Source organism: Methylomonas sp. MS20 (assembly GCF_050275925.1).
Taxonomy (GTDB): domain Bacteria; phylum Pseudomonadota; class Gammaproteobacteria; order Methylococcales; family Methylomonadaceae; genus Methylomonas; species Methylomonas koyamae_A.
Window position 1 is genome coordinate 2,765,075 of record NZ_CP189962.1, and the last position, 20,100, is coordinate 2,785,174.

The 20,100-nt window shown below is 58.7% G+C and carries 15 protein-coding genes; 2 read left to right on the plus strand and 13 right to left on the minus strand.

The window, feature by feature from the left end:
* Nucleotides 1-895: 895 nt before the first annotated feature.
* From ACQE3D_RS12135 to ftsH, 13 genes are all read right to left on the minus strand, one after another.
* Nucleotides 896-1,414: a PepSY domain-containing protein gene (locus ACQE3D_RS12135; protein ID WP_064024991.1), complete on the minus strand. Its 519-nt coding sequence runs from the start codon at nt 1,412-1,414 to the stop codon at nt 896-898.
* 62 nt (nt 1,415-1,476) lie between these two features.
* Complete coding sequence (locus ACQE3D_RS12140) at nt 1,477-2,073, minus strand: response regulator transcription factor (protein ID WP_313730246.1); 597 nt, start codon at nt 2,071-2,073, stop codon at nt 1,477-1,479.
* Between the two features lie 36 nt (nt 2,074-2,109).
* On the minus strand, nt 2,110-5,982 hold the full coding sequence (gene purL, locus ACQE3D_RS12145) for a phosphoribosylformylglycinamidine synthase (RefSeq protein ID WP_313730245.1): 3,873 nt from the start codon (nt 5,980-5,982) through the stop codon (nt 2,110-2,112).
* A 90-nt stretch (nt 5,983-6,072) separates the two neighbouring features.
* Nucleotides 6,073-6,858 carry an outer membrane protein assembly factor BamC gene (gene bamC / locus ACQE3D_RS12150; protein ID WP_313730244.1) on the minus strand — a complete coding sequence of 262 codons (786 nt, stop codon included), beginning with the start codon at nt 6,856-6,858 and terminating at the stop codon, nt 6,073-6,075.
* A 1-nt stretch (nt 6,859) separates the two neighbouring features.
* The gene (gene dapA, locus ACQE3D_RS12155) at nt 6,860-7,735 is read right to left on the minus strand and encodes a 4-hydroxy-tetrahydrodipicolinate synthase (protein ID WP_064029676.1); all 876 of its coding nucleotides are present in this window, start codon (nt 7,733-7,735) and stop codon (nt 6,860-6,862) included.
* A gap of 81 nt (nt 7,736-7,816) precedes the next feature.
* Nucleotides 7,817-8,512 carry a phosphatase PAP2 family protein gene (locus tag ACQE3D_RS12160; protein WP_168031644.1) on the minus strand — a complete coding sequence of 232 codons (696 nt, stop codon included), beginning with the start codon at nt 8,510-8,512 and terminating at the stop codon, nt 7,817-7,819.
* Nucleotides 8,499-10,028 carry an ArnT family glycosyltransferase gene (locus ACQE3D_RS12165; RefSeq protein ID WP_313730242.1) on the minus strand — a complete coding sequence of 510 codons (1,530 nt, stop codon included), beginning with the start codon at nt 10,026-10,028 and terminating at the stop codon, nt 8,499-8,501. The genes ACQE3D_RS12160 and ACQE3D_RS12165 overlap by 14 nt, the downstream gene beginning before the upstream one ends.
* Entirely contained in the window at nt 10,025-11,770 is a 1,746-nt protein-coding gene (recJ, locus tag ACQE3D_RS12170; protein WP_313730267.1) for a single-stranded-DNA-specific exonuclease RecJ, read from the minus strand. The genes ACQE3D_RS12165 and recJ overlap by 4 nt, the downstream gene beginning before the upstream one ends.
* A 53-nt stretch (nt 11,771-11,823) precedes the next feature.
* Nucleotides 11,824-12,918, minus strand: a complete 1,095-nt coding sequence (gene thrC / locus ACQE3D_RS12175; protein WP_064029682.1) for a threonine synthase — start codon at nt 12,916-12,918, stop codon at nt 11,824-11,826.
* A 3-nt stretch (nt 12,919-12,921) separates the two neighbouring features.
* A complete protein-coding gene (locus ACQE3D_RS12180; protein WP_313730241.1) occupies nt 12,922-14,232 on the minus strand; it encodes a homoserine dehydrogenase in 1,311 nt (436 codons plus the stop codon).
* Between the two features lie 35 nt (nt 14,233-14,267).
* A complete protein-coding gene (gene alaC, locus ACQE3D_RS12185; RefSeq protein ID WP_064029686.1) occupies nt 14,268-15,452 on the minus strand; it encodes an alanine transaminase in 1,185 nt (394 codons plus the stop codon).
* A gap of 183 nt (nt 15,453-15,635) precedes the next feature.
* Nucleotides 15,636-15,788: a hypothetical protein gene (locus ACQE3D_RS12190; RefSeq protein WP_197471820.1), complete on the minus strand. Its 153-nt coding sequence runs from the start codon at nt 15,786-15,788 to the stop codon at nt 15,636-15,638.
* Nucleotides 15,789-15,813: 25 nt separating this feature from the next.
* Complete coding sequence (gene ftsH, locus ACQE3D_RS12195; protein WP_313730240.1) at nt 15,814-17,721, minus strand: ATP-dependent zinc metalloprotease FtsH; 1,908 nt, start codon at nt 17,719-17,721, stop codon at nt 15,814-15,816.
* A gap of 331 nt (nt 17,722-18,052) precedes the next feature.
* Between ftsH and ACQE3D_RS12200 the strand changes: the two genes are divergently transcribed.
* Together ACQE3D_RS12200 and ACQE3D_RS12205 are read left to right on the plus strand one after the other, a co-directional pair.
* The gene (locus ACQE3D_RS12200) at nt 18,053-19,009 is read left to right on the plus strand and encodes a hypothetical protein (protein ID WP_313730239.1); all 957 of its coding nucleotides are present in this window, start codon (nt 18,053-18,055) and stop codon (nt 19,007-19,009) included.
* Entirely contained in the window at nt 19,002-20,087 is a 1,086-nt protein-coding gene (locus tag ACQE3D_RS12205) for a flavin monoamine oxidase family protein (protein WP_313730238.1), read from the plus strand. The genes ACQE3D_RS12200 and ACQE3D_RS12205 overlap by 8 nt, the downstream gene beginning before the upstream one ends.
* The last annotated feature ends 13 nt before the right edge of the window (nt 20,088-20,100 follow it).

Genomic DNA, 20,100 nt, shown 5'->3' on the forward strand with positions numbered 1-20,100 from the left:
TTCAAACCAACCTTGCAACGGTTCAAACGTGATGGGCGGGTTTACAAAACCCGTCCGGTGCGAGGGCAGGGTTTACCTCGGATTAGGTATTGTTTAACCCATTCATCCCTGCTTCTGTTGTCAGATAGAAACGATGCGGCCGAAAAGATAATTTGCCGAGTAAATTACCTGGACAGCGGAGAAAATAACTCGGCCAATGCCGCTGAAAACCTCAGCGTTCTATTGCGGAAATAGACGAGGCTCCAGTAAACAGGCAAGGCGCTCTGTTGATAATGGACGGTTCGGTTTTTGATTGCCGGCAGTCTCAGGTAATCAGGCAGCGTTCTGTTATGGAAGTCCGCAATTCTATTGCGGATATGGACTTTTCTATTTCCGAACTCCGGGTTTCCATGTTGAAAAAGCAATGGCCTCGAATTGCCAAGGAAAAGTTTGATTTGGAACTCGGCTGCCGCACATCAAAAACAGGACGTTGCACGTCCAAAAGAGAAACGTCCATATCCATCAGACAAGGCTGCTGAAATTGAGTCGGGCACTGGAGAAAAAACCGAGGACGCTGGAGAAAATATCTCGGTGCGTCCCAGGCAAAGACCGGCTCGCCGATATTCATCACAGACCGGCCGGGAAAATAAATCGGCCACTGCGTTTTGATGAATAAATAGTGTTGGATTGTATGCTTTCAGCAGCCCAACGTTCGACGCCAGGGCTTTTGATTGCAAGCCGCTACAGGTAGCGAACCGAAGCCGGCAAGGCCAGCTTGGGCGTTAAGTATTACTCCGGCTATTCAATCGGATATAGAATGGTACCGTGTGGACTTTACGGCAAAATTGGGCTCATCGAATGAACCCGAGGAGACAGAGCGCAACGGTTCGAACCCAACCGCCGCGCTCGGGAAAATTTAACGCAGCTCGTCGGCTTCTTCGCCGATTTCCCACTCTTCGGTCGCGGTTTCGATGATCTTGCCGGATGCGGCATCGACTTCGACTTTGGTTTCCACGCCTTTGTCGCTAACGACATCGAACTCATAAGAAGACGCGCCGTTTTCCTCGACTTCGTATTCCACTTCCTGGATAGTACCCGGATACGCTTTCAGTACCGTGGCAGCGGCATCTTCCTCGGTAACCTTGACGTTTTTCTTGAAGCTGCTGGTGTTAGGATCGGCGACTTCGGTTTCACGTTCGGTGATTTTGCCGCTATCGGCATCGCAAACAAACTCCCATTCGGTCCGATTGGCGTCGCGAACTTCGACTTCGTAAGCGCCTTTGCCAGCAATATTGAGTTTTTCCAGCTTCAACAATTCGCCGGCTTTGTCCTTTTTGACCGCCTGCAAACAATTTTCCAAGCCTTGGTCGGCCGCGGCGCTGGCACCTGCGAAAATCAGCAAAGCAACGGCGATTCCAATTTGTGACTTATTCATGACATCCTCCCAAAGGTTGTTAAAAAAGGAATAATTCCCGATTTACGGGAATTATAGCCAATTTAACCCACGAGGCCATGTCTTTTTGCGCAGGCAACGATGGCCGGCCGGCCGGACAGTCCGAGCTTAAGTTTGATTTGGGTCTGCGTGTTCGAGACCGTCTTACGACTGACACCCAATTGAACGGCAATTTCAGCCAGCGATTTACCGTCGGCCAAGAGGCAAAAGACATCGTATTCGCGCGAACTCAACGCGCTGAACGGCTCGAGGATTTTTTTTAGCTGACGCAAGGCCAACATTTGCGCGATACGCTGATCGATAAAATAGCCGCCGGCCGCGATCTGAACCAGAATCCGCGCCAGTCGGTCGGCCGGCAGCGGCGCCAGCAGAACACCCAACGCACCGCTAGCCAAGCAACTCAAGGCGTCGTCGACCGACATCTCAATCACCGCCGCAATCTTGCAATCGGGATACGTGGATGCCAGGCTTCTAATCCGGGTCGGTAGTCCCGCGCCCGCCAATAATACGATGTCGGCATGGTCCGTCGTTATACCGTCCTCGGGCGACAGGGCGATGCCCTGCGCCGCCAACACCGCGACATCGATGCCCAAAGCCTCGGCTTCGGCGCCGCTCAAGACCGCCCGCAATGTCACGGACATGCGCCGAACCGGCTAAGCGAACCCAACCAACCGAAACTAGCCGACCCAAACCCGCGCATTTCGGAACATTCGCAACCAGGCGCCGTCTTCGCGCCAGTCGGCCGGATGCCAGGAGTTTTGCACGGCTCTGAAGCAGCGTTCGGGATGCGGCATCATGATGGTGAAGCGACCGTCACGGGAAGTCAGGCCGGTAATGCCGAACGGCGATCCGTTCGGATTCGCGGGGAAGGCTTCGGTTGCTTGGCCGGCGTTGTCCACATAGCGCACGGCGATCAGCCCGTCACATGGTCCCTGTTCGCCAAACACCGCCCTACCCTCGCCGTGCGCCACCACCACCGGCAATCTGGACCCGGCCATGCCGTCGAAGAAAATCGACGGCGACGCGGCAATTTCGACCATCGCGACACGAGCCTCGAACTGCTCCGACAAGTTACGTTTGAACGCCGGCCAATGTTCGGCGCCCGGGATGATGTCCTTCAAGCCCGACATCATCTGGCAGCCGTTGCAGACGCCCAGGCCAAAGGTATCCGGGCGGGCGAAGAAGGCGGCGAATTCATCGCGCGCCTTCGGGTTGAACAAAATCGACTTGGCCCAACCGCCGCCGGCGCCGAGTACATCGCCGTAGGAAAAGCCGCCGCAGGCCACTAAACCCTTGAAGTCGCTCAGACTAAGCCGGCCGGCGATAATGTCGGTCATGTGCACGTCGATCGCGGCAAAGCCGGCACGGTCAAATGCCGCCGCCATTTCTACGTGGCCATTGACACCCTGTTCGCGCAAGATGGCGACTTTGGGGCGCTCGGCATGCACGAATTGAGCGCTGATATCGTCGTTGATATCGTAGGTCAACACCGCCGACAAGCCGGGATCGCCATCATCGGCAATACGTTCAAATTGCTGTTCGGCGCAATCCGGATTGTCGCGGAGCGCTTGCATCCGGTAGCTGACTTGCGACCAAGTTTGCTGCAATTCGGCGCGCGTCGCACCGTAAAGCTGTTGTCCCGCCTTGAATATCCGCAATTGCTGACCGTCGACGACGCGACCGACCACATGGCTGCAATCGTCTAGACCGGCGTGGTCCAGCAGGCGAGCAACGTGGTTATAGTCGCTATTTTTGACCTGCAACACCGCGCCTAATTCTTCGTTGAACAACGCCGTCAGTGCGTCGCCCGGCAAATCGGACAAATCCAGATCGACACCCAGGCGGCCGGCGAACAGCATTTCGGCGACTGTCGCCAACAGACCGCCGTCGGCGCGGTCGTGGTAGGCCAAGATCAGGCCTTTGTCGTTCAAGGTTTGGATCGTTTCGAAGAAACGTTTGAACAACATCGCATCGTCCAGATCCGGCGCTTGGTTGCCGAGCTGACAATAAACCTGAGCCAGAACCGAGCCGCCGAGACGATTTTTGCCGAATCCCAAGTCTATCAGCAACAGTACGCTATCTTCGGCCTTCAGTTCGGGGGTCAAGGTGGTACGGATGTCCGTGACCGGCGCGAACGCGGTAATGATCAACGACAGCGGCGCCGTCATGGTGTTATCCGTTTGACCGTCGTGCCAGACCGTCTTCATCGACAGCGAATCCTTGCCAACCGGAATTGCGATGCCCAGCTCCGGGCACAATTCCATACCGACCGCCCTGACGGTATCGAACAATGCCGCGTCTTCGCCGGGACTGCCGCAAGCCGCCATCCAGTTCGCCGATAATTTGACATCGCTCAGTTTGGCTATGCGCGCGGCGGCCAGATTGGTCAGCGCTTCGCCGATCGCCATCCGGCCGGATGCCGGGCCGTCGATCAGCGCCAGCGGCGTGCGTTCGCCCATCGCCATCGCTTCGCCGGTATACGCGTAAAAGCCCGACGCGGCGACCGCGACGTCGGCAACCGGCACCTGCCAAGGACCGACCATCTGGTCGCGCGCCACCAACCCGGTCACCGAACGGTCGCCGATATGAATCAGGAAACTCTTGTCGGCCACGGCCGGAAATGCCAGCACGCGCTTGATCGCTTCGGCCAGTTCGACCGGTTCCAGCGATAAGTCCGGCAGATTTTTACTGATACGTTGCACATCGCGATGCATTTTCGGCGGCTTACCGAACAGCACCGACATCGGCAGATCGATAGGTGTAGACGTTCCGAACCATTCGTCGCTCAAACTCAAATGTTCTTCGTCGGTGGCGTGGCCGATCACCGCGTACAAACAATGCTCGCGTTGGCAGAATGATTCGAACAAATCCAAAGATTCCGGTTTGATCGCCACCACGTAGCGTTCCTGGGCCTCATTGCACCAGATTTGCATCGGCGACATGCCTTTGTCGGCACTCCGCACCTTGCGCAGCTCGAAACGGCCGCCGCGATCGCAGTCGTGGATAATCTCCGGCACCGCGTTGGACAAACCGCCGGCGCCGATGTCGTGGATCGAAACAATCGGAGTGCGCTCGCCCAGCGAATTGCAGTGGTTGATCACTTCCTGACAACGGCGCTGCATCTCCGGGTTTTCCCGTTGCACCGACGCGAAATCCAGTTCCGCCGCGCTGGCGCCGGAGCTTTGCGACGAAGCCGCGCCGCCGCCCAGGCCAATCAACATCGCCGGGCCACCCAAAATGACGATCAAGGCCCCGGTAGGGATCGCTTGCTTTTCGACCAACATCGGCCGGATGTTACCCAAACCGCCGGCGATCATGATCGGTTTATGATAGCCGCGATATTGTCCGGCTTGGCCGGTTTCGGCCGGCTGCTCGAAGCTGCGAAAATAGCCGGCGATATTCGGCCGGCCGAATTCGTTGTTGAACGCCGCGCCGCCGATCGGGCCGTCCAGCATGATGTCGAGCGCCGACGCGATGCGTTCCGGCTTGCCGAGGTCGGTCTCCCAGGGCTGCGGGAAACCGGGAATTTTCAAATGGGACACGCTAAAGCCGGTCAAACCGGCCTTGGGCGCGGAACCGCGGCCGGTGGCGCCTTCGTCGCGTATCTCGCCGCCTGAACCGGTCGCGGCGCCGGGGTGCGGCGAAATCGCGGTCGGGTGGTTATGGGTCTCGACCTTCATCAAAATATGCGCGGCTTCCTCGACATAGCCGTAACGATGGCTGTGCGCGTCGCGAATAAACACTTGCGCGCTAGGTCCTTCCAGCACCGAGGCATTATCCTTGTAAGCCGACAGTACGCCTTGCGGATGCAGATTGTGGGTGTTGCGGATCATCGCGAACAGCGATTTGGCCTGTTCTTCGCCGTCTATCGTCCAGCTGGCGTTGAAAATTTTGTGGCGGCAGTGCTCGGAGTTAGCCTGGGCGAACATCATCAGTTCCACGTCGGTCGGATTGCGGCCAAGCTTTGTGAAACTGTCGGTCAGATAATCGATTTCGTCGGCCGACAATGCCAGGCCCAATTCGACGTTGGCTTGCTCCAGCGCGGCACGGCCGCGTTCGATTATCGCCACGGTTTGCAGCGGTTTGGGTTCGTGTTCGGCAAACAGAGTCAGTTCGGCAAGATTCGTGACGACTTGCTGCGTCATCCTGTCGTGGAGTGCGGCCGTCAACGCGGCTATGTCCGATTCGTCAAACGGTGAGCTAGTGGTGAACGCGTATTCGATACCGCGCTCAATCCGCTTGACCGAGGTCAAGCCGCAGCGTTCGGCGATCTCCGAGGCTTTGCTGGACCATGGCGAAATAGTTCCCAGCCTGGGTACGACGCAAACCCGATTCATCGGCTCAGCCGGCCAAGCCTCATGACGATCGCCATAATCCAACAAGCGTTCCAGCATCGCCCGTTGGTCAGTATCCAGATCGGCCGCTAATTGCACGAAGTGCAGATAACGGGCCGCGACGGCGGTCACTTGGGGCTGCTGAGCTTGCAAGACGCTGAGTAGTTTTTCGATTCGAAAACGGGACAGTGCGGAGCTACCGGGTAGGGTCAACATGGGCATGTACTCGATATTAGGTGCGGCGTCGGCCGCGAGGCTGTTTGGATACGGTGAATTCAGGCGCGCGGGCGGCGCGGGGCGAACCCGTCAGGGTTGCGCGGCCGGCTCGCCATCCGCCGGCAAGTCCTGCTTGATACCGTCGGTGATCAAGCGCAATAACGAAGTCGCGGCGGCATTGGACAAACTTCGACCTTCGCTGTCTTGCACCGTCACTTCGGTGGCATCGGCCGATAAGGCCTGCAAGCTGATCCGGTACTCGAGTTCCTGGCTGGGATCGTCGCCGAACATGAAATTAAACTCGTCCAGAATAGAGCCGTCTTCGGGTTTGATCGCATTCGGATCGTATTTGACAAAGAAATAGCCTTTGTCCATGTTACGTTCGACGATCTCCAACTTCTGGCGACTCAGCGATTTGCTGACCAACCACCAAGCTTGGATAATCGATTGATCGATTTCCAGACTGCTGACGCCGTCGCTAGTCTGGCGCTGGGGGCGTTCGCCGGCGGATTCGGCCGGCGAAACGCCGGGCGCCGGCTCTACCGGCGCCTTGGCGACTTCCGGTTTCGCGGCCGGCTCCCTTGGCTTGGCCGCGGCCGGCTCCGCTGCCGCGGACGAACTCGTCTCCGCCGTCTCGACCGGTACCGACGCGGTCGCGGCGACCGGCGCCGGGGTGTCGGTCCGAGTGGCGGCGGGCGCGCGGGTCGGAAAGGTTTTGTTTTTCAAATCGTCCGGCACGACTAATTCGGGGATCTCTGTCGTAAACTGGTAATCCCGCTCTTTATCGGGAAACAGGCTTTTGACGTAACCGCAACCGCCCACCGCGCTCAGCACACCCGCCAGCAATAGCCAGCGACCTAACCGAATGGCGCGCATGTTAAAGCGCACCCGCCTGCCGCATCGCGGCTCTTACCGGGTCGTAACAATCCTCGGTCAGCCAAGTCAACGGCAAACGAATACCGGTACCGATCAGGCCCATTTCGGCGACGGCCCATTTCACCGGAATCGGATTGGACTGAATGAACAGCTTGGCATGCAATCCTTGCAATTTGGCGTCTATCGCTTCGGCTGCCGCCCGGTCGCCGCGCATCGCGGCCGTCAACATGTCGTGAACCAGGCGTGGCGCGACGTTGCCGGTCACGGTGATGCTGCCGTTGCCGCCCAATAGACAGAATTCCAGACTGGTGGCGTCGTCGCCGGTGTAAATCGCAAACTCGGCACCGGTGAGATCCCGGATTTGCCGGACTCTTTCCAATTTGCCGGTCGCCTCTTTAACGCCGACAATGTTTTCGACTTGCGCCAAACGGCCGACGGTTTCCGGCAACAAATCGCAACCGGTACGGCCTGGGACGTTGTAAAGGATCTGCGGGATGTCGACCGCTTCCGCGACGGCTTTGTAATGCAGATACAAGCCTTGTTGAGTCGGTTTATTGTAATAAGGCGTCACCAGCAAACAGGCATCCGCTCCGGCCGCCTTGGCCCGCCGAGTCAGCGCGATCGCTTCGCGGGTGCAATTGGCGCCGGTGCCGGCGATCACCGGTATCCGGCCGGCGACATATTCGACGCTTGCCTGGATGACTCGGCAATGCTCGTCTTCGTCCAGCGTCGCCGATTCGCCGGTCGTGCCGACCGCGACCAAAGCGTCGGTACCTTGCTCGATATGAAACTCCACCAAGCGCTTCAGAGCGGCGAAATCCACTGCGCCGTCATCCGTCATCGGGGTTACCAGAGCAACGATACTACCTTGAATCATGCAAATCTCTCGTCAGGAATTAATCAAAAACAGTCGGCATTATATCAAGCCAAGCGCTAAAGCCCAGTGCGCTTACCGATTTTAACCGTCGCGGCGGCGAAACCATTTAATCTCGAGAAACCAGCCGTAATACAGCGCGAACGCCACCAAAAACACCAGATACCCGGACCAAAGAATGTCCGATAAAAAATGGCCGCCCGCGGTCATCCGGGTGAACCCCAAGGTCCAACCCAACGCCAAGGTCAACAATAAATAGACCAGCTTGTGGTTTTGCGACAGAAAATACAGCACGAAAAAACTGTAGCCGACCGAACAATGACCGCAGACGAAAGACTTGTCCGGCGTTCCGCCGATCTTGCCGGGCGGAATATAGCGATGCTCGCCGCCGAACTCGGTTACGTGCACCGGCCGCGGCCGCCCCCAATGATCCTTGACGATCAAATTGACGACCACGCCCGGTCCTACCGCGATCACCAACAGAATGTAAAGCGCCCGCCGCCGGAAGCGGCGAGTGAAGTGGTGAAAATGGCTGGAGATATATACCGCCAACGCCGCGACACCCGACCACACGGTAAACGGAAACGCGTAGTCGTAGAGCGGCTTAACCAACCACCAATGCCGATACGGCCAAGCTTGTTCCGGGTCGTCGGGCCGATAAAACCAACCGGCGATCGTCAAATCCAGATCGGTCAACCAGAAAACCAAGGTCGTCGTGGTCGCGAGCAGAAACCAAATGGCCAATTCCAATCGGGCGCGGGCGAGTTTACGGTGAGGCATGACCTTCCTGATGCAGTGTTAGCGGCGCTGGCCAAGCCTTCAACTTCTCGGCCCGATAAACATAGTATTTTGTCGACGGCTTGGCCGGATCGGCGACTTCGCCCAGCAAAGTCAGGCCTTCCAGGCTGTCCGACCAGCGCTTGTCGAAGCGCGCGGCTTGAATGTCGGCGACCAGAAACGCCGGCTGGCCCAAGCGTTCGTTCGGACCGGGCCAGACTTCGTACTGCGAGGTCACGCCGCCGCTGGCTTCGTAGCGGTAGACGCGAGGATGGTCCGGCAAATAAAACGCCAGCTGACTGGCCAAAAAGCGGTGTCCGACCGTGACGAGGACCGACCGGTCCGAGCCGGATTCGGTCCGATAGGTGTCGATACGCTCCGCCAACACCCGCCATTGCTTGAAACGTTTCGTCGGATCGAGTTTGGAGTTTTGCAAATTCAAGGCTTGTAAAACCGCCGGTAACGCATAGGTCAGCAAGACCATCGCCAAGCCGACCGCCAAGCCGGCTTTCAACCAGCGGCCGGGAGCCGGCGCGGCGCCGGCCACTAGAATCAAGCCAGTGAAATAAAACGGCATCGGCCAGTTGCCCTGGACTTTTTGGCCGAAACTCAGCGCCAAAATCAACAACAACCAGGCCGGCCCCATCAGCCATAGAAAGCGCCGCTCGTCATCCCATTGCCGAAATCCGGACAACCCGCGTAGCGCGGTCGCCAGCGTCAAAACAAACATCAGCGGATTCAACAGCAACAGTTGGTAAAACCAGAAATCACGAACATCGCGCAGGCGTCGCCAAGCATCGAATTCACCCTCGTTGCCGAAATGACTCTTGCTATGACCGAACATGACCCAATCATGCTGGTCGTTCCAGACCAGAATAGGCACCGCGGCCAAAACGACCGGCGCCAGATAGCGCCAAAAGTCACCGCGAAAATGCCGGCGCCGCGCCGTGCTAGCGCCCAAAAACACCGCCAACGCCAACGGCTGCAGCAATGCGGCCTGCTTGCTCAGCAAGGCGAACGCGGTCGCGCATCCCGCCCACAGCCAAGCCCGCTGGTGACCGTCGAACACGGCGCGGCGCAGATAATAAACCGCGGCGATCCAAAAACAATATAACGGCGGATCGATGGTCATCAGAAAATTGGCCAGCACATTGTTCGGCGTCGCCAATACCAGCAACAGCGTCAGCGCCGCCGCCCGCGTGCCGTAAAACGCCCAGGCCGTGGCGTGCAGATAGTAAAGAAAACCGGTGCCGAGCAACACCGCCGGCAGCCTTACCGCCCAAGCGGTATCGCCGAACGACCAGGTGGAAGCGCCTATCAGCCAGGCTACCATCGGCGGTTTGCTGTAATAGCACCAGTCCGGTCGCCGCGACCAGTCCCAGTAATAACTCTCGTCGCCGATCAGATCCAGGCCGTTGAACGCCAAGAAGCCGATCCGTAGTGCGAGAATCGCCAGCAGCAACGGCCAGCGCCATCGGTGTACGCTGTCCAACCAGTGCTCGAAACCGGCCGCGCTCATTCCCATTTCTCCAAATAATGCACCAGCAATTGCAGACTGCGTTGTCCGCGAAATTCGTTGATATCCAGTTTAAAGGCCGCATTCACCTTGCGGCAACCCAGCCAATTTTCCGGCCTATCGGCAAAAAACGCGATGGCGTCGAACAATTGGCCGCCGAACGGTAATTTGAGCACCAGCTTCAGGTGCTGCTGCCCGACAATGCGACATTGGATGACATCGAACACGCCGTTAAACACTGGCTCCGGAAAAGCCTGCCCCCAAACGGCGGCTTGTTGCAAAGTTTCGGCAAAGGCCAGCGTCATGTGCGCCTCATCCAGTTCGCCGTCGCTATAGACTTTTTGTTCGAGATCCACCGCATCCAGACGAGCTTCGACCGCGCCGGCAAACGCCAACGCAAAGTGCGGGTAATCGTGCAATTTGATCGTCAATCCGGCCGCCATCGCGTGACCGCCGAATTTTTCCAACACCTGAGGATGAGCGGCCGCGACATCGGCCAACACGTCGCGGATATGCACGCCGGGTATAGACCGGGCCGAACCCTTGATGTCGCCGTGGTCGGCCGGCGCGAATGCGATCACCGGCCGGTGCAATCTGTCCTTGATCCGCGAAGCCAGAATGCCGACCACGCCTTGATGCCAATTGGCGTCGTACAAGCAAACCCCGGCCGGGACGTGCTTTTCGTCCAGCGCCTTCATCTCGGCCAGCAAGGCCATCGCTTCGGATTTCATCTGGCCTTCGACGTCGCGGCGATCCTGATTCAGGGCGTGCAGCTGCTCGGCGATGTCGCGGGCCAGACCGGCGTCTTCCGTTAACAGGCATTGAATGCCCAAACTCATGTCGTCCATCCGACCGGCCGCGTTCAGGCGCGGCGCCAACGCAAAGCCAAGATCGGCAGCATGGATGCCGGCCAGCGTTTTGCCGGCCACTTCCGCGAGTGCTTTAATGCCCGGCTGACATTGTCCCGAGCGTATTCGCAACAAACCCTGGTGCACCAGTATCCGGTTGACCTGATCCAGCGCAACGACGTCGGCGACCGTACCGAGCGCGACATAATCCAGCAATTGCGCCAGATTCGGCTCGGCGATGCCGTTTTTCTCGAACCAATGCCGCTCGCGCAGCCGAATCCGCAAGGCCATTAGCACATAGAACATCACACCGACCCCGGCGATGTGGCGACTGGGAAACTTGTCGTCGGGCAGATTGGGATTAACGATGGCGTCGGCATCCGGTAATTCTTGGCCGGGCAAATGATGATCGGTCACCAACACTTTAATGCCGGCCGCCTTGGCCACCGCCACCCCGGCAATGCTGGAAATGCCGTTATCGACGGTGACGATCAAATCTGGCTTCCGGCGTTTGACCAGTTCGACGATTTCCGGCGTCAAGCCGTAACCGAATTCGAAACGGTTGGGTACGACGAAATCCACCCCGCGAGCGCCCATCAACGCCAAACCCTTGATCGCCAATGCGCAACTGGTTGCGCCGTCGGCATCGAAATCCGCGACGATCGTAATCGCCAAGCGCTGCTCGACCGCGTTCACCAAGTGCTCGACCATCGACTTGATACCGGACAACAACCACGGCGACGGCAAACGCGCCAGACCGCGATCCAGTTCGTCGCTACCCTGCACGCCGCGACTGGCGAAGATGCGCTGCAACACCGGGTCCATCCCGTCGAAATGGCCGTGCTTGACCAGCACCGGCCGCGGCACGATCGCTTTCTTGCTGCCCTGTAAGTACATGTCTTCCAATAAAAAAGCCGGCTAAGCCGGCTTCGCCAAGTTCGCGGCGGCGATCACATGTTGTCCAGAATCGCTTTTTTTACGGCATCCAGCGTGGCTTCTATCGTGACCGGATGCGTGTCCTTACACTGAGCGATCGCGGTATCGGGGTCCTTGATGCCGTTACCGGTCAATGTACAGACGATGGTACTGCCGTCCGGAATCTTACCGCTACCGATATCGTGCAGCGCGCCGGCCAGCGAGGTGGCGGAGGCCGGCTCGCAGAAGATGCCTTCGAATTGCGACAACATCTTTTGCGCGGCCAGAATTTGTTCGTCGCCGAACGACGCAAACCAGCCGCCGGATTCTTTTTGGACGTTCCAAGCCAAATCCCAGGATTGCGGGTGGCCGATCCGAATCGCGGTCGCGACCGTTTCCGGGTTGTCGACCATTTTGCCGACCACGAACGGCGCCGCGCCGGCGGCTTGATATCCGCACATCACCGGACGCTTATCGATGACGGCCGCGTGGCCGGCGCTGTCGGAGGCGTATTCGCTGTAACCCTTCCAATACGCGGTGATGTTGCCGGCGTTGCCGACCGGCAGACAGTGAAAGTCCGGCGCCCGGCCCAGTTCGTCGACAATCTCGAACGCGGCGGTCTTTTGGCCTTCCAAACGAAACGGGTTGATCGAATTGACAATGGTAACCGGCGCGTGGTCGGCGACTTGTTTGACCAAGGCCATGCCGGCGTCGAAATTACCGTTGATCTGGATGATTTGCGCGCCGTACATCAGGGTCTGCGCCAATTTACCCAACGCGATCTTACCCTCCGGAATCAACACGAAAGCTTTGATGCCGGCCCGCACCGCGTAAGCGGCGGCGGCGGCCGAGGTATTGCCGGTCGAGGCGCAGATGATGGCCTGGCTACCGGCTTCGACAGCTTTGGTGACCGCCATCGTCATGCCGCGATCCTTGAACGAGCCGGTTGGATTCAGACCTTCGAACTTGACGTAAATATCGACATCCTTGCCGATCAGGCGGGGGATGTTTTGCAATTGAATCAGCGGAGTGTTGCCCTCGCCCAAGCTGATCAGCCGAGTGGTGTCGGAGACCGGCAGGCGATCGCGGTAATGCTCTATCAAGCCGGTGTAGCGTGTGTGTTGTGCCATTGATTATCCTAAGGTTTCCAAGCGGATGCGCGCGACTTTGCCGCTGACCGTGGTCAACGCTTCGATGTCGGCGATCGCCGCATTCATTTCTTTTTCCAAGGTTTGCTGGGTCAGCATGATGATAGCCACCGACGTTTCGCCTTGCGGCGGCTCTTTTTGAATCAAGGCTTCGATGCTGATGTTGTATTTGGCTAGAATCCGGGTCACATCGGCTAGCACGCCGGGCTTGTCCTCGGCAGTCAAGCGCAGGTAGTACGCCGTTCGAATCGCGTCGGCGGACAGGACCGGAATATCGGCGATGGCGTCGGCCTGAAAGGCCAGATGCGGTACTCGGTTTTCCGGATCGCTGGTCATCGCCCGCACCACATCCACCAAATCCGCCACCACCGCCGACGCGGTCGGCTCCGCGCCGGCGCCAGCGCCGTAATACAAGGTCGGCCCGACCGCATCGCCGCAAACCAACACCGCATTCATGACACCCTCCACGTTGGCGATCAAGCGGCGCTTCGGGATCAGCGTCGGATGCACGCGCAATTCGATGCCGGACTCGGTCTTGCGGGCAATACCCAGATTTTTGATTCGATAGCCCAAGGCCTCGGCGTATTCCACGTCGAGGCGGGTGATTTTGGTAATCCCCTCGGTGAAGACTTTGTCGAACTGCAACGGTATGCCGAACGCGATCGACGCCAAGATCGTCAATTTATGGCCGGCGTCGATGCCTTCGACGTCGAAAGTCGGATCGGCTTCGGCATAACCCAAGGCTTGGGCTTCGGCCAATACATCCGCGAAGTCGCGACCTTTGTCGCGCATCTCGGTCAGGATGAAATTGCCGGTGCCGTTAATGATGCCGGCCAACCATTGAATTTGATTGCCGGCCAGGCCTTCGCGGATGGCTTTGATGATAGGAATGCCACCGGCCACCGCCGCTTCGAACAACACCATCACGCCTTTCTTGCCGGCTTCGGCGAATACCTCGTTGCCGTGCAGCGCGATCAAGGCCTTGTTGGCGGTGACCACGTGCTTACCGTTGGCAATCGCGGTCAAAACCAATTGTTTGGCGAGGTCGTACCCGCCTATCATTTCGACGACGACGTCTATCTCGGGATCGTTGACGATTTCGAACGGGTCGGTGGTGAGGGCGATGCCTTGGGTGTCGCAAATGCGTGCCCGGTTCAGGTCCCGCGCCGAGGCGCGGGTCACGACGATTTCGCGGCCGGCACGGCGCGCGATTTCTTCCGCGTTGCGTTTCAAGACGTTGACGGTACCGCCGCCGACGGTCCCCAACCCCAGTACACCCACTCTAACCGGCTTCAAATCCGACTCCTAAACTTTGTCCAAAATGGCGGCGATTATACAACGTTGTCTTTTTTCAGCATATTACGGATGCTGCGCAAGGCCTGCCGAGTGCGATGTTCGTTCTCGATCAAACTGAAGCGAATATGGTCGTCGCCGTGTTGGCCGAAACCGATGCCGGGCGATACCGCCACCTTGGCATCGATGATCAATTTCTTAGCGAATTCGATCGAACCCATGCCTTGATAGGCGTCCGGGATCTTGGCCCAAACGAACATCGTCGCCTTGGGTTTTTCCACATGCCAACCCATCGCGTTCAGGCCGTCGCACAATACGTCTCGGCGCGCCTTGTACATATCGCGGATTTCCGCGACGCAATCCTGCGGACCTTCCAGCGCGGTAATCGCCGCGACCTGGATCGGCGTAAAGGTACCGTAATCCATGTAAGATTTGATCCGGGTCAATGCCGCGACCAAGGTCGGATTACCGCACATGAAGCCGACCCGCCAGCCGGGCATGTTGTAACTTTTAGACAACGAGAAAAACTCGACCGCGATGTCCTTGGCGCCTTCCACTTGCAGAATCGACGGTGCGACGTAGCCGTCGAATACGATGTCGGCGTAGGCAATATCGTGAACGATCCAGATATTGTGTTCCTTACAAATCGCGACGACTTTCTCGAAAAAATCCAGCTCGACGCACTGGCAAGTCGGATTGCCGGGAAAGTTGAGGATCAGCATCTTAGGCTTAGGCCAGCATTCGGCGATGCCTTTGTGCAATTCCTCGAAGAAATCGGTACCGGGCGTCAGCGGCACGTGCCGAATGTCGGCGCCGGCGATGACGACGCCATAAGGATGGATCGGATAGGCTGGATTCGGCACCAACACCACGTCGCCGGGACCCAAGGTCGCTAGCGCCAGATGCGACAAGCCCTCCTTGGAGCCTATCGTGACAATGGCTTCGGTATTGAAATCCAAATCCACGTCGAAGCGTCTTTTATACCAACCGCAAATCGCCTTGCGCAGGCGCGGAATCCCTTTGGACACCGAATAACGGTGAGTATCGTCGCGCTGGGCGACTTCCAACATTTTGTTCAGGATGTGCGGCGGGGTCGGTTGGTCCGGATTGCCCATGCCGAAGTCGATAATGTCCTCGCCGTCCGCTCGGGCTTTGGCTTTCAGTTCGTTGACGATGTTGAAGACGTAAGGCGGTAGGCGGCTGATGCGATGAAATTCTTCCATTAACGACTCTTGATCTGGTGCTGGTGAGGTTTTAAACAAGGCCGGCTAAGGTACTGGTGTTGCCTGGCAATGTCAATTGCCGGCCCAAATGCAACAGGCCGGCGGCGAGGCTTATGGCCCGCAGCTGTAGCCTAGCGGCCTAAATGTCGACCGGCGGACTGAGCGGCGAGCCGGCGATAGCGATCAGCGGCCGGCCGAGGAGGATTTCTCCACGCCTTCGCTCGCGGGTTGGTTGAGATAGGAACCGCCCACCAAAAACACCAGTACTATCAGATACAGCACCGCCGCGATATTTTTTGCCCGTTTACTGCCGTCGTCCGGATTGATTTCAGTCATTGCCTCACTCGCTCTATCCTCTAATTCAAATACCGGCCAGCGCCGCCAACATATCATCGCGCTGGATCACCTCTTTTTCCTGCAGCAAGTCGGCAAGTCTGTCCAGCTGAGCGCGCCGGCCGGCCAGCACACCCGCCGCCCGATTTTCGGCCTCCTCCAACAATGCGCAGATTTCGGCGTCGACCGCGCGAGCGGTCTCTTCGCTGTAATTGCGCTGCTCGCCGACATCGCCGGGCAGAAATTGCAATTGCTGACGTTGGCCGTAGACCCTCGGTCCCAGTTTTTTGCTCATGCCCAAGTAGCACACCATGTTACGGGCGATTTCGCTGGCGCGCTCCAGGTCGTTTTGCGCCCCGGTCGAAACGCTACCCAGCGCCGATTGCTCGGCGGCGCGGCCGGCCAATAGGATGGCCAACTGATCTTTCAACTCAGCTTCGGTGGACAGATATTTTTCCTCGACCGGCAGTTGCAACGTGAAGCCCAGTGCCGAGACTCCGCGCGGAATAATGGAAATTTTATGCACCGGCTGGCCGGTCGGCAAGTTTTCCGCGACCAGGGCGTGCCCGGCCTCGTGGTAAGCCACCCGGCGTTTTTCGTCCGGCCCCAGAATGCGATTTTTCTTTTCCGGACCGGCCATCACGCGATCGATAGCAGCCTCGAAATCGGCCATCGTCACGGTTTCTCGGCCGCCGCGGGCGGCCAGGATGGCCGCTTCGTTGGCGATATTCGACAAGTCCGCGCCGACGAAGCCCGGCGTGCGCTTGGCAACGGTCTGCAAATCCACGTCATCGGCCAAACGCATCGCCTTGCAATGCAGCGTCAAGATCGCCACCCGGTCGATCAAATCGGGTTTATCGACGACGATTTGCCGATCGAAGCGTCCGGCGCGCAATAAGGCCTTGTCGAGGATCTCCGGCCGATTGGTCGCGGCCATCACCACGACGCCGGCAGTCGCGTCGAAGCCATCCATCTCGGTCAATAACTGGTTCAGGGTTTGTTCGCGTTCGTCGTTGCCGGGCATGGCCATCGGCCCGCCGCGACTGCGGCCGATCGCATCGAGCTCGTCGATAAAAATAATGCAAGGCGCTTTTTGGCGGGCCTGCTCGAACAAATCCCGCACCCTGGCCGCGCCGATGCCGACGAACAGCTCGATGAATTCCGAAGCGCTGATGTTGAAAAACGGCACCCCCGCTTCGCCGGACACCGCCCTGGCCAACAGCGTCTTGCCGGTACCCGGCGCGCCGACCAACAACACTCCTTTGGGCATCCGGCCGCCGAGTTTTTGCAATTTTTCCGGGGACTTTAAAAAGTCGATGGTTTCCTTCAGTTCCTGTTTGGCGCTTTCGGCGCCGGCCACGTCTTCGAAGGTGGTTTTGACCGCTTCTTGTTGGATTCTGACCTTGTTGCCGAGGTTCAGAAACGACCGCCCCGCCCCGCCGGTCATTTTCGGTAACAGCCACATCCAGATTCCGGCGAAAATCGCTAGCGGTATCACCCAGTTAAACAGCAGATTGCTCAGCCAATTGTCGCCGCTACGCACCACGTATTCGACCCGGTGTTCCTGAAGTTGCTTTCCCAAGGCGTCGTCCCACAGCGGCACGGTAAAAAACTGCTTGCCCAGAACCTTGTCTTCGGTCTTGAGGGTACCGTTGATAAAGCGTTGCGTCACCACGGCTTTTTCGACTTGGTTGTCGTTGACCAAGGCCAAGAATTGGCTGTAGGGAATTTCGCGGCCTTCGATACGCTCGCCACCGGCCAGTATCGACAACAATAGCACGCCGACCAAGGCATACCAAAACCAGCGAGGCGACCTAGGCTTATCACCGTCGGCGGCGGGCGCTTGCTGCTTCCAAGCCCGATAATGGTCTTGCAACCACGCCCAAGCCGCCGACCACAATTTCGCCAGCGCTTCGATTACTTGCTTACCCGTCATGACCACCCCCGGTTATTGGTTATTATCTCGGAAAAAATCGGTTCTTCGTCGCGTCCCGTGCTCGATCAAGTCGACAGCCTACCAGACTTTCGGACCGGCGCGAGTTCGTCGCCGCGCGGCGCCATTCGGCGTCCGGATTCGTCGGCCTAAGTGCCGAAACCAGGCGCGTGACAAATTCTTAGTCGATTTGTCGTCTCTCCGACACAAGCCACCTCGGATATCTTAGGCTTACGGCCTCGGTAAGCCTTCCCTGATTTTACCCACATGTCAACAAGTTACGGCTTTCAGTCCGCAATGCCGCCACAAGCGGGACGCTTGGCCCCGATTTTGTATGGCCGAGTACATGACCAACCATTCGCAGCCGACAGCCGACCCCAGCGAACACATTTTTCCGCTGCCTGGACGCCAACTACCGCCGAAAGCCGGTATCCACCCGATGGCGGCGATTTCGCCCGGCCGGCGCTACCCGCTCAATCCGAATTTCGCGAACATTGCCGGCGGCATCGATGGCCTGATCGGCGGCTACCGTTTATCCCTGGACAGAGCCGAGATCCTGCCGATAGTTCCGAACCAAGGCACTGCTCACGGCTTCGTCTGGGACGAGGGCCGCCTGCCGGTCGGCGTCGCGACTGAGTTGGCCGCGTCGCACGGCGGCGGCGGACGCAGCCGCCTGACCTTGCACGCGGCTACTCTGGAAGGACTCGAGGTCAAACTGATTCAGCAACTACCGGTGTTGAACATCACCCCGAGGTTTGCGGTGGAGTGGGAAACCCGCGGCCACGGCGCACAGCTCGGCGTCGTGCAGCTAGTCGAATCGGCCCGCACCGCCCATTTCGCCGACGGCGGCACGTTGAACCTACTGAATACCTCGAGCGCCAATACCGGGCCGGTTTTATATCTGGACGATCCCGGCGCGCCTTCGCCAGTCATTCCGGTGTGCGGCTTTCAAAACGCCGATGAAACCAGCCGCTTCGAGTTCAGCGAGTCGGTGCGCCAGCCAATTTACGCCGAATTGGACGGCCAACCGGTCGCGTCTATCAGCGTCCTGGAGCAATACACGCTGTACTTCCTAGCCAACGCCGCGCCGGACCGGCCGGATGATTTCATTTGGACACCAGTGCATTTGCCGATCGTTTGGGGCTGGAGCATACGAGTGCAACAACGCTTCGACGGCGTTTGGGACATATTTCGGCGTAAGCTGATCATGCCGACACCGTCGACCGAAGCGCCGCCGTTACCGACCTGGACCGACAACAGCCTGCGTTGCCGGACTCCGTTGGATGTCTGAACTGTTGGAGGTTGCGATCGTCGGCGCCGGATTGTCCGGCTTGGCGCTAGCCGAACGGCTATCCGCCGCAGGCCGCGCGGTCGGCGTATTCGAAGCCCGCGACCGCTGCGGCGGACGCATATTGTCGGTGCCGTTGGCGGACAATTTAACAGTCGATTTGGGCCCGACCTGGCTGTGGCCCGGTAGCCAACCACGCATTGCCGCGCTGTGCCGTCGACTGGGATTGACATTATTTCGCCAAGCCGACGCAGGACAAAGTCTTTATAAAATCAGCGCGGACACCGTGCCGGTCGGCTATCACGACCGGCAAACCCACGCCGATGCCTGGCGCATTCAAGGCGGCTGCGCCGCATTGATCGATGCGCTGCTAGCCAAGCTCGCCGACATCGATATCCGCCTGAATCAAGCGTTATTGCGAATCGTCGACCGCGACGATCACGTCGAACTGAGCTTTTCGACCGTCAACGGAACCGACACCGTCCGAGCCAAACGCGCGGTCTTGACCGTTCCGCCGCGTTTGATGGCCGAACGAATCGCCTTCGTTCCGGCCCTGTCGGCCGACTTGTTCGAAGCATGCCGGGCCACCCCAACCTGGATGGCCGGCCACGCCAAGGCGGCAGTGGCCTATCCGAGCGCCTTTTGGCGCCAACAGGGCTGGTCCGGCAACGCGGTGTTACCCTACCCCGGCGCGATTTTGTCGGAAATTTACGACGCCGAAGACCCGCGCGGTGAGTTCGGCGCCTTGTTCGGCTTTTTTGGGATACCGGCCGAATTTCGCGACCGCTATCGTGCGGACTTGCCCGGCTTGCTGATTCACCATTTGTCCGAGCTCTACGGTCCGGGCGCGGCCGAGCCGTTACGATCGACGATACAAGACTGGAGCTTGGAGGCCTATACCGCCACCGCGCTGGACCGGCTGCCGCCGATAGGCCACCCCAATTACGGCCACCGTTGGTTGCAACTGGACCATTGGACCGACAAACTTTATTTCGGCGGCACCGAAACCGCCGCCGAGCACGGCGGCTATCTGGAAGGCGCGCTGGTCGCGGCGGAAAGAGTCTACGCCGCATTAACCTGAACCCTTCCGGAGT